Annotated in this window: 8 protein-coding genes; 2 read left to right on the top strand and 6 right to left on the bottom strand. The window is 47.0% G+C overall.

Annotation, left to right across the window (positions count from 1 at the left end):
• Window positions 1-25: 25 nt before the first annotated feature.
• Window positions 26-553 carry a ribosome hibernation-promoting factor, HPF/YfiA family gene (hpf, locus tag ACXMYH_RS12540; RefSeq protein ID WP_118533617.1) on the bottom strand — a complete coding sequence of 176 codons (528 nt, stop codon included), beginning with the start codon at window positions 551-553 and terminating at the stop codon, window positions 26-28.
• Between the two features lie 1213 nt (window positions 554-1766).
• Here hpf and secA point away from each other — a divergent pair.
• On the top strand, window positions 1767-4343 hold the full coding sequence (gene secA, locus ACXMYH_RS12535) for a preprotein translocase subunit SecA (protein ID WP_118533619.1): 2577 nt from the start codon (window positions 1767-1769) through the stop codon (window positions 4341-4343).
• A gap of 91 nt (window positions 4344-4434) precedes the next feature.
• Window positions 4435-5574 (top strand): peptide chain release factor 2, encoded by a 1140-nt coding sequence (gene prfB, locus ACXMYH_RS12530; RefSeq protein ID WP_118299253.1) that lies wholly within the window; start codon window positions 4435-4437, stop codon window positions 5572-5574.
• Between the two features lie 292 nt (window positions 5575-5866).
• On the opposite strand, the gene ACXMYH_RS12525 is transcribed toward prfB, so the two are convergent.
• The 5 genes from ACXMYH_RS12525 to ACXMYH_RS12505 form a co-directional block, all read right to left on the bottom strand.
• Window positions 5867-6985: an RNA-guided endonuclease TnpB family protein gene (locus ACXMYH_RS12525; protein WP_486555006.1), complete on the bottom strand. Its 1119-nt coding sequence runs from the start codon at window positions 6983-6985 to the stop codon at window positions 5867-5869.
• Window positions 6948-7388 (bottom strand): IS200/IS605 family transposase, encoded by a 441-nt coding sequence (gene tnpA / locus ACXMYH_RS12520; protein ID WP_142411559.1) that lies wholly within the window; start codon window positions 7386-7388, stop codon window positions 6948-6950. Before tnpA ends, ACXMYH_RS12525 begins: the two co-directional genes overlap by 38 nt.
• A gap of 413 nt (window positions 7389-7801) precedes the next feature.
• The gene (locus ACXMYH_RS12515) at window positions 7802-8425 is read right to left on the bottom strand and encodes a hypothetical protein (RefSeq protein ID WP_486555005.1); all 624 of its coding nucleotides are present in this window, start codon (window positions 8423-8425) and stop codon (window positions 7802-7804) included.
• Between the two features lie 265 nt (window positions 8426-8690).
• Entirely contained in the window at window positions 8691-10103 is a 1413-nt protein-coding gene (locus ACXMYH_RS12510) for a hypothetical protein (RefSeq protein ID WP_486555004.1), read from the bottom strand.
• Window positions 10104-10340: 237 nt separating this feature from the next.
• Window positions 10341-11867, bottom strand: a complete 1527-nt coding sequence (locus tag ACXMYH_RS12505) for a BCCT family transporter (RefSeq protein ID WP_215703210.1) — start codon at window positions 11865-11867, stop codon at window positions 10341-10343.
• Window positions 11868-11872 lie beyond the last annotated feature (5 nt).

Genomic DNA, 11872 nt, shown 5'->3' with positions numbered 1-11872 from the left:
TCATTCTTATGAAATTTCAGAACACTTAGAACTCCGGCTCGATCAGTCCGTAGGAGTTGCCTTTTCTCTTGTAAACAACGTTTACTTCGTTTGTATCTGCGTTGAGGAACATAAAGAAATTGTGTCCTAAAAGTTCCATCTGTACGCATGCCTCTTCAGCATCCATCGGTTTCATCGCGAAGCGTTTTGTCTTTACGATATTAACGGTTTCTTCCTGCTCTGCTTCTTCCTGAAGGAAAGCTTCGCTGAAAGCTAATGCGCTCTGTTTCTTATCGACGATCTTGGTTTTATATTTCTTGATCTGGCGCTCGATGATCTCTTCTACAAGATCAACGGATACGTACATATCGCTGGAATCCTGTTCAGCACGGATAATGCTGCCTTTGACAGGAATCGTAACCTCTATTTTCTGACGTCCTTTCTCTACGCTTAATGTTACCTGTACTTCTGTATCAGGAGAAAAATAGCGCTCCAGTTTTCCTAATTTACTTTCCACGGCATCTTTTAAGCCTGGTGTAATGTTGATATTTTTTCCGCTGATTGTGTAACGCATAAAATCAACTCCTTTGTTTGGGATGGCTTAAGTATAACACAAAATTCTGTAAAAGACAACTAAAATACACAAAAAATGAGAAAATTTCAAAAGGTAAAAAAAGGTGTATAAAAGCTCAAAAGCTAGATAAAGTCTTCCGGGTTTGTCAATGGGATCGGGAAAAAAAGTTGTCGGAAATGTAAATTTTATGAGATGTTCACAAAAATAAAACAAATATAAAGAGAGTGTAAAATCCACCTGTGGGGAGGAAAAAACCTGTGGATAATGTGGATAACTTGGTGTATAACTGCGAAATAGCGTGAAATCGGCATTTTTCGAGGTGGACAACTTTCCACATAATTTTGGTGGATTAGTGTGGATAAAGTGGATAACCGGAGAATCGAATGTATGGTTTGTGCAAGTTGTACAGTCTGGGGGAAATGGGGGAATCATGGAGGAAAAGCTGCGGGAAGAGGATGCCGGAAGGGGAGAAGATGGGAAAAATGAGAGGGGAGGAAAATATCTGAATTTTTGGAAGTGTGTGGGAAAGGGGCACAGTTTTTAAGTGGAAAATGGTTTGGCAGGAATTTGGGGAGAAGAGATTGCGGGCGCTGGGGAGTATCTGCGGGCCGGTGAGATTCCGGGCAGAAGCACCGGTGATCCAGGGAGGGTTCCTCTAAGCTTGCGTGCGACTGCTAAGGGCGGAGAACGAGGAACACAACTCGCTTCGCTCAGACAAGTGTTCCTTGTTCTCCAACGCAGTCACCCGCGAACTAAGAGAAGCCATCTCCCCGGATCAATGTGCTCCCGCTCGGAATCTCACCGGTCCGCTGCCACAGTGGTAGTAAACCGCGGCGAGTGCATGTGCTGGTACGGTTTCGGGAGCTCGTTGGTCTGCTGCCCGTAGAGGTGTTCAGCCGCGACAACATGCTTGGGAGTCGCGCTTGTTTGCTGGAGGCGACATTAATTTGTAAATTTATAAAGTACCGTCCTTAAAAATAAGAGATTTATGTACGAATTGTTAAAATTAAATGAAGTCATTGAATAAAAGCCCGGAAGGTGTTAAAATATTAAGGATTGTACGATGCAGTCGTATGCGGTCATGTGAAAAGTGCCGCAACATAGAAGAAAAGGCATCGGATAGAGATTGAAACAGTGTATGTGGCTGGATTTTCAGTTGAAAGCCTGGGGGTAGCCGCATGTGGATATTTATTTATATAGGAGAACAAGCAGAATGAATTTTGTTGAAAAAATATTTGGTACGCACAGTGACCGGGAATTAAAGTATATTTACCCGATCATCGATAAGATCGAGAAACTGCGCCCGACCATGCAGGCGATGTCTGATGACGAGTTAAAGGATCAGACGAGAAAGTTCAAAGAGCGCCTTGCTGCAGGAGAAACGCTCGACGATATTCTGCCGGAGGCATTTGCAACTGTCAGAGAGGCAGCAAAGAGAGTCTTAAATATGGAGCATTACCCGGTACAGCTCATCGGTGGTATCGTCCTTCATCAGGGACGTATCGCAGAGATGAAGACAGGTGAAGGTAAAACTCTTGTTTCCACCTGTCCGGCATATTTAAATGCCCTCTCCGGTAAAGGCGTCCAGATCGTAACGGTCAATGATTACCTTGCAAAGCGTGATGCTGAGTGGATGGGACAGGTTCATGAGTTCCTCGGCTTAAAGGTCGGAGTGGTATTAAACTCCATGACTTCCGAGGAGAGAAAAGCAGCTTACCAGTGCGATATCACTTATGTGACGAACAATGAGCTCGGTTTCGATTATCTTCGTGACAATATGGCGATCTACAAAGATCAGATGGTACTCCGTGACCTGGACTACTGCATCATCGATGAGGTCGACTCCGTATTGATCGATGAGGCGAGAACCCCGCTTATTATTTCCGGACAGAGCGGAAAGTCCACAAAGCTCTATGAGGTTTGCGATGTCCTTGCAAAGCAGCTGGTCCGCGGTGAGGAATCCGGTGAGTTTAATAAACTCAACGCCATCATGGGCGAGGAGATCACTGAGACCGGTGATTTCATCGTAAATGAGAAGGAGAAAGTCGTAAACCTGACAGAACAGGGTGTGAAGAAGGTCGAGGCATTCTTCCACATCGACAACCTTGCAGATGCGGAGAACCTTGAGATCCAGCACAACATTATCCTCGCACTCCGTGCACACAACCTCATGTTCCGCGATAAGGACTATGTGGTCAAGGATGATGAGGTCCTGATCGTCGATGAGTTCACAGGACGTATCATGCCGGGCCGTCGTTACTCTGACGGTCTCCACCAGGCCATCGAGGCGAAGGAGCATGTAAACGTCAAGAGAGAGTCCAGAACTCTTGCAACGATCACATTCCAGAACTTCTTTAACAAGTACGCGAAAAAAGGCGGCATGACCGGTACAGCCCAGACTGAGGAGAAAGAGTTCCGTAATATCTACGGCATGGACGTTATCGTGATCCCGACAAACCGTCCGGTAATCCGTAAGGATCTTGATGACGCTGTATATAAGACAAAGAAAGAGAAATTCCACGCAGTTGTCGAGGAGATCGTAAAGGCACACGAGAAAGGACAGCCGGTCCTTGTCGGTACGATCACGATCGAGACATCTGAGATGCTGAGCCAGATGTTAAAGAAGCGCGGAGTTCCGCATAAAGTATTAAACGCGAAGTATCATGAGCTGGAGGCTGAGATCGTAGCGGACGCAGGTGTTCACGGTGCGGTAACGATCGCAACGAACATGGCAGGCCGTGGTACCGATATCAAGCTTGACGATGAGTCCAAAGCACTCGGCGGCTTAAAGATCATCGGTACAGAGCGCCACGAGTCCAGACGTATCGATAACCAGCTCCGCGGACGTGCAGGACGTCAGGGTGACCCGGGTGAGTCCCGCTTCTATATCTCCCTTGAGGATGACCTGATGCGTCTCTTCGGTTCCGACAAGCTGATGAGCATGTTCAATGCCCTCGGTGTTCCGGAGAACGAGCAGATCGAGCACAAGATGCTGTCTTCCGCGATCGAGAAGGCACAGCAGAAGATCGAGACAAACAACTACGGTATCCGTGAGAACCTCTTAAAGTATGATGAGGTCAATAATGAGCAGCGTGAAGTCGTATACGCTGAGCGCCGCCAGGTACTTGACGGTGAGAACATGCGTGAAGTGATCATGAAGATGCTCAACGACGTTGTCGAGGGCGCTGTGGACATGTCCATCAGCGACGAGCAGACTCCGGAAAACTGGGGATTCAAGGAATTAAATGATCTTCTTCTTCCGATCATTCCGTTAAAGCCGATCGAGTTGACAGAAGAGATCAAGAAGATGAACAAAGATGAGTTCAAGCACATGTTAAAAGAGCTTGCGACGAAGTTCTATGAGTCCAAGGAAGCAGAATTCCCGGATGCAGAGCAGGTTCGTGAGATCGAGCGTGTGGTACTTTTAAAGGTTATCGACAACAAGTGGATGTCCCATATCGACGATATGGATCAGCTCCGTGAGGGAATCGGCTTACAGGCATACGGCAACCGTGACCCGCTCGTTGAGTACAAGATGAGCGCATACGAGATGTTCGATGATATGACTGCGGCGATCCGTGAGGACACGCTCCGTATTCTCTGCCATATCCGTGTAGAGGAGAAGGTCGAGAGAGAGCCGGCAGCCAAGGTTACAGGTACAAACCGTGATGATTCCGCGGCAAAAGCTCCGCAGAGACGCCAGACCCAGAAGATCTACCCGAACGATCCGTGTCCGTGTGGATCCGGTAAGAAATATAAGCAGTGTCACGGAAGAAAACCGCTGGCATAGAGACGGCAGCCGGAAAGATACTGAAATGTTACTGGTCAGCGCAAGCTTTTGCGCTGACCTTGTTAAATCATTATAAGAAAGGACAGAGTCAATGGTTGAGTTAGACCAGTTTAAATACACCTTGTCCACATATGAAACTCCGTTAAAGGAGGTTCGTGATTCCCTGAATCTGGAGGCAAAGATCAGAAGGATCGATGAGTTGGACAAGACCATGGAAGAGCCGAGCTTCTGGGAGGATGCAGAGAAATCTACGAGACTCGTGAAAGAAGCGAAAAACTTAAAGGACACGGTCGCAGAGTACAACAAGCTCCAGAATCAGTATGAGGAGATCGGACTGATGATCGAGATGGGGTACGAGGAGAATGACCCGGCGATCATTCCGGAGATCCAGGAGATGCTCGACGAGTTCACTTCTGAGCTCGATGCACTTCGTCTGCGCACACTTCTGACCGGAGAATATGACAATAACAATGCGATCTTAAGACTGAATGCCGGAGCGGGCGGAACCGAGTCCTGCGACTGGTGCAGCATGTTATACCGCATGTACTGCCGCTGGGCAGAGAGAAAAGGCTATCAGGTCGAGGTCCTCGATTTCCTCGACGGTGAGGAAGCCGGTATTAAGTCGGTAACGATCCAGATTAACGGTGAGAATGCTTTCGGCTACTTAAAGTCCGAGCGCGGCGTTCATCGTCTCGTAAGAATTTCTCCGTTCAACGCGAACGGAAAGAGACAGACCTCCTTCGTATCCTGTGATGTTATGCCGGATATCGAGGAAGATCTGGATATCGAGATCAACCCGGATGACCTGCGGATCGATACCTACCGTTCCAGCGGTGCCGGCGGACAGCACATCAACAAGACGTCATCTGCAGTCCGTATCACCCATATCCCGACCGGCGTTGTTGTCCAGTGTCAGAATGAGCGTTCCCAGTTCCAGAATAAGGACAAGGCAATGCAGATGCTGAAAGCGAAACTGTATATGTTAAAGCAGCAGGCAAATGCAGAGAAGCTCTCCGACATCCGCGGCGATATCAAAGATATCGGATGGGGAAGCCAGATCCGTTCCTATGTACTCCAGCCATACACGATGGTAAAAGACCACCGGACCGGATTTGAGAGCGGAAACGTAAATGCGGTGCTCGACGGCGGACTCGACGGATTTATCAGCGCCTACCTGAAGTGGGAGAGCCTTGGACGGCCGCAGGTGAAGGGCGGACAGGACGTAGAATAGATCCGGAAGAATGACGGATGGACGGAAACAGATCCATACGAAACGATGGAATGGCCGGGCAGCCGGTGATAGATCAAAAAGGAATCAGATTAAGAAAGTGCGTCAGATGATGGAGAAATTCATTGTCTGGCGTACTTTTTTTAGGAAATTCCCTGGAGGTTCCTGTAAAGTGACATACTCCCACCACTTAGCTCACGCTTGAAGTGGGGGCTTCTCGTTCGATTCCCCCGTTGGGCAAAGCATTCACGAGCGATCCCCGTGTGTCCCACGGTTCTTTTGGACTGATATCTTTTTATGATGCTTTTTCGCTCTTTTCCAATATGATCCCGGATATTCTCAGCCCTTCCCGGCAGATGTTGACCGCCGCATTTTCATCACGGTCCATCCGGTTTCCGCAGTTACAAAGATATACCCGCTCTTCCAGTTTCAGATCATGTTTTATTTTTCCACAACAGCTGCATGTTCTGGAACTGGGATACCAGCGGTCGATGCGGACAAGCTTCTTCCCTTCCCGTTCCAGTTTATACTGCAAAAAATCTGTGAACATTCTCCAACCGTTGTCATGAACACTTTTTCCAAAATGATGTTCCCCGCTCATCGTCTTCAGATCCAGATCTTCGATACATACGATATCATAGAAATTGGTTATCTTTCTTGATTCTTTATGCAAGTAATCTTTTCTCTGGTGAGCGATATGTGTATGGATCCGCGCCACTTTTTTCTGTTGTTTTTTGTAACGATTGCTCCCCTTCCGGCAATGACTCAGTTTTCTCTGCGCTTTCGCCAGTTTTTCCTCGCTGTTTCTGAAATAGTGCGGATAACCTACATGTTTTCCATTGGAATCTACATATAGTTCTTTCATGGAAAAATCTAGTCCGACGGCCTGCCTTATGTTCCTTATTTCCACCGGCTTTTCTTCACAAAAATACAGAAGAGAAACATAATACCGCCCATCAGCTTCCAGACAGACGGATGCACCTTTCAAGCAGGCATCTTCCCGGATCTTACGATGCTGCCGGATCCGGATCCAGCCTGCCTTTGGGAGCTTCAGCTTCCCATCTTTTAACAGGATATTTCCATTTACACTGTTTGTGGTATAGCTTTTAACAGGATTCTTTTTTGACTTGAATTTTGGAAATCCAAACGATGGATCCCGGAAAAAGTTTTTATAAGCAGTCTGCAGATGCAGCTGGGCATTGCACAGAGCAAGGCTGTCCACTTCTTTTAGCCATGGAAATTCTGCCTTATATTTTGCCGGAGTGACCTTCAGGTTTTTTCCGGTCTTTTCATAGCATTCCTTCTTTTCTGCCAGCATTCGGTTATATATAAACCTGACACATCCAAATGTTTTTGCAAACAGTTCCTGCTGTATTTTATTGGGATAGATCCGAAACCGGTATACTACGTTCATGTTTTTTCTCCCCCTGTGTCTCGATGTACTGACGGATCACTTCGATCGGAGCTCCGCCGGCACTCAGGAGGCAGAAGCTCTGACTCCAGAACATTTCCTTCCAGAGCTTCTGCCGGATCTCCGGATACTCTTTTTTGATCAGACGGCTGCTGGCACTTTTATAGGCATTGATAAATTTACTGAGTTCCGACTTCGGATGGGCACGGAACATGATATGGACATGGTCCTCATCGTGATTCCACTCTTCCAGGGTGATATGATATTTGGGCGCGATATATTCAAAGATTTCTCGTGCGCGACCCGAGATCGGATCATTCAGGACCTTTTTCCGGTACTTTACAACCAGGATCAGATGATAACAGAGTAAAAATACTGAATGTGCATTATTGTCGAGTTCTCTCATATTTATCAGCCTTTCTTTCTATTTCGACTGATTTAATTATATCACAAATGAGATCATTTGTCTATTATATTTCAGAACATTTGTTCTGTTTGATCTGCAATCTATTTTTCCTTCAGGCTTATTCATTGTATGCAGGATTGATGATATAGCACGACTACAAAAATCAATATATGAGAAGTTTACAATACACAGCACAGCTATGTGCAATAATCTGATATTTACATGCCAACTATGGCACTATGCAAGAGATAGCAATTCATCTCACCACCTATAGAGGTGGGAGAATTCTTGCTGATTATTGTTAAAAAGGGCACTTATAGGAGAAACATAAAACGTAAAAATCCGACTCAGGATCTGAACCGGATTTTTGGGAGTATGAAATTTTTATGAAGGTATCACAAATAGTGGTAGGCTTATTCTCTGATGTAGGTCTTATCGTTTACAATAATAGTATCGTAGTCCACGATCGTCATATTGCGGGAATTGGAGGAGTCACGATATTTTGTATCACTGGATTTCGCAAAATTGTAGATATGGGTGTCACCGTCGTTGTCATAGTAGAAAGCTGCGATGGAATCTCCTGCACCGACCATGAGCTCGAAGTAATCTTCTCTGTTCTCGTCATTTGTCATGAAGGTTCCGACCATATCCTCGTTTGTGTAGACGATGGAATCGTCGGAGGAAGTACTCTGGTTGTTATCAGAAGCGTTGCCGGAGTTATTCTGGCTGTCCATATCTTTCTGGTACTTTAACTGTACAGAGTTGCCGATCGTCCAGGCACCATCCGCATTGACGGTGTAGCCGTCTGGAGTTGTTGTATTCGTATAGATATATCCGTTGGAATCGAAAGCATAGCACTCGTAGATCCCGTCCTTATTTCCGTCAAGCCATTTCCACTGGGATACCGGGTAGGAACCGTTGTCTTTCTGCCACCACCAGCCGGTCGTGTTCTGAACCCACTGTCCTGCAAAAGCGGTCATTCCCATAGAAGCAGCCATTGCTGCAGTAAGCACGAGAGTCATAATCTTCTTTTTCATAGTGAAACCTCCTGAATTTTTTGGTTGGTTATGTTTTCCTTTTGATAAAATAAGTATATCAGTGAAATGTGATTAAGCTGTGAATACTTTGTGGTGAAACCTTGAGGAATCTGTGGCGGAAATGAGTCGAAAAGAGATTATTATGCAGCAGGAAGAAGTGTGAGAGACAGAAAAATGCTGGAATAAATATAGAAACAAAAGACGTGGAAATAAAAAAGAGCACCCTCTCCATGATGGAGAAGGTGCTCTTGAAGCTCAGGAGTGATTAGTGCTTTGTAGTACACTTTTCAGTACTGGAGTGGAGTAAGATACCCTTTGCGTTTGTGCAATAGTAAGTCTCATCAGCGTCTTTCAGGTTCTTCTTGTTTTTCTGGATAGAACCTTTTTCATTTACAACGTAGGACTCGTTTTTGTAAGTAACAACGCCGTATTTTGTGTCTTCATCTGCTGTCAGACGTAAACCATTTTGATAGATGTAACCATCAGAGATACCGGTTTCGCCAACACCTCTCGGGGAACCATTAGACTTAAAACTGAAGGTGTAGGAAGTTCCATCAAGAGTGATCGTTGTGGTACCTGTTTTGGCAGCACCGTTGGACTCGAAGTAAACAAGTTTCATCGTGTCAGAATTCATATTCTTGACAGTATCAGCAGTGTCTACCTCAGAAGAAATATTGGTGATTTTGGAACCATCGTATGTAAGAATTCTCAATCCCGTGACCATCTCTCCGTCCGAATTGAATAAGTAGGATTTTCCATCAATTGTTTTAACGACTCCAACTTCGCCGTCGGCAGTAGGAATAGTGATCTCACCCTTGGAGTTCGCATAATACCAATGAGTCGTACCGTTTTCGTGGTCATCGCTGTTTAACTCTTTGGACGGAACAGCCTCAAACCAACCGGTATGAAGCTTCGGTTCCTCTTCGTCACCATAATATTTCCATGTACCCTTGTCGCTGTTGTGTACCCAGGAATCCTGAGCGACACCTCTGTCATCGAAGGTGTATTTTACATTGCCGATGGTCTTCTCTGTGCTGACAGTCTTCTTACCGTTGGAAGCGAAGTAGAAGTGGTAAGTCGGCTCGTTATCGTCCTCGTTGTCATCGTCCTTAACGCTGATGTATACCCATGCGTTTGTAACGAGGCTTCCGTCGCCTTCTGCGTCACCGTAGTATGTAGCCGTTGCCCAGTCGGAATCATCGGAGATATTCTCACCTGCAGCTGTGATCCAGCCTGTGAGCATTCTTCCGTACATATCAAACGCAAATTTCTTTCCGCCGATATCAGCGATCTTTACGCTGTCACCGGTCGTGCGGAGCGCACGTCCATTGTTATCGAAGTAGTACCAGCTTGCGTCGCCGACTTTATCATCGCCCTGCCAGCTCGGGTTCTCAAGGAAGCGCCAGCCGTTCTTTAACATCTGGCCGCCGTTTCTTAAGTAGTAGTAGTTTCCGTTGTCCTCAAGAAGAGTGTTGCGGATCATATAGCCGTCCTCACCGAGGTAATAGGATTCGCCGTTGTCGGTTCTCCATGCGCTTGTCACGTTGTTGCCGTTATTGTCAGTATAGACCCATTCACTGTTTACGGACTTCCAGGCAGCAAAAGAACTGAATGAAGCACCCAGAGCGAGAACTGCGGATGCGGAAAGTACTGCCAGGCAGAAATTTTTCTTTCTCATTTAATTTTCCTCCTCATAGAAATTGTAACAGCAGCCAGATCGTTGTTTTCACGGCTGCTGAAAATTTTTAAATTGTTTACATATTCTATTATATCAGAATTCCGATTTACGACAATGGTATTTTCCCTTCAACTTGTGGTAAATGTGTGGCAGGGGAATTACAAATTGTTTAAGAAAAAAGTACGGATCAAACTTTATGATGAAAGTGATCGATCCGTACGTTTCGTAGTTCCTATTTTATGATTTCAGGTAATCCGACGCGTCCTTTAAGAAGCTTGCGATGATCAGCAGGATCACAAACGCTACCGGAAACGCTGCAATGATGGAGACACTCTGCAGGTTTGCCATGGAGCTGTCGGAAAATACAAGTGCCATGGGCAGCAGGATCAACAGGATCGCCCAGAAGGCTTTTACTGCATTGTGCGGCTCCTCGTCACCGGTGATCTGGCGGTATGTGTAGGAGGAGGCTACAAGGGCGATGGAGTCAAAGCTGGTAGCATAGAAGGCCACCATGGCAACGATTAAAAGCACAAGGACAAACGGTGCAAGCGGCAGTGTCTGGATGATGGCGATGATCGTTGTGTAGAGATCGCTGCCGGCGGCATAGATCGCCATAACGTCTAACTTTCCGCTTACCTGAAGTCCGAGACTGTAGTTTCCTAAAATGATAAAGCTTAAGAATGTAGCGCTGACGCTGCAGGCATATCCGCCGAGGATCGTCTGCCGCACCGTTCTTCCGCGGGAGATGGATCCGATAAAGAACGGAGATGCCACGCACCACACCATCCAGTAGGCCCAGTAGAAGATCGTCCATGTCTGCGGAAAGGAAGTGGTCCGCTGCGGATCTGTGAAGGTTGCGAGGCCGAGGAAATTCTGAGCAAGATTTCCGACAGCCGCAAAGCCTGTCTCCAGAATATACCGTGTCTCTCCGCCGAGGAACAGCACATATGCGAGCAGGGCAAAGAACAGATACATGCAGGACTTTGCAAGCAGGGAGATCCCCTTCATGCCGTGCAGCAGGGCGTATGTATAAAAGACGCAGGTGACGGCCAGGATCGCGATCGTGATCCATTTCGAGGACGGAAGATGGAACAGGGTCGTGAGGACCTGGGACATTAACGGAGTTGCCAGTGCGAAGGTCGTCGTTGTCCCTGCGAGCAGGGCGAAGAGGGCGAGGAGATCGATCAGTTTTCCCGGGAGTCCATCGACTTTGTTTCCGAGAAGTGCGCGGCATGCCTCAGAGTATTTCTGCTTATGGCATCCGCGGACATGAAGCATGAAGCCGAAGCACACGGCGAGCACCAGGTAGAACGCCCACGGGATCGGACCCCAGTGGAAGAGCGGGTAGGTGCTGGACCAGGTCTGCATAGAGCCCATCTCGGAAATATGCGGGTCGTTGGCGTAGAGGATCCACTCACAGAAGGAGTAGAACAGGATGTCAGCGGCGAGGCCGGAGGTGAACATCATGCTGGCCCACACGAAGAGCGGGTATTTCGGCTTCTCATCCGGCTTTCCGAGGCGGATATTTCCAAACCTGGAGAAAGCCAGAAACAGGGAGAGCAGGAAGACGAAGAGGCCGACTGCCAGGTAGAACAGGCCGAAGGTGTCGCCTAGGATAAAGCGGATCGTGTCGAGAACGCTCTTTGACGCGTCCGGCATCATGATAAAGCAGACGCAGAGCGCCAGGATCGCAAGAAACGGTACGATCACAGTGATCCAGTCGATCCGATCTTTTAATGGTGTTTCGGAATTTTTGGAACTCATAATTT

This window comes from Pilosibacter sp. NGB245, from assembly GCF_057397225.1.
Note: the sequence above shows the minus strand (reverse complement) of the source record. Positions and strands in the feature narration are given on the sequence as shown.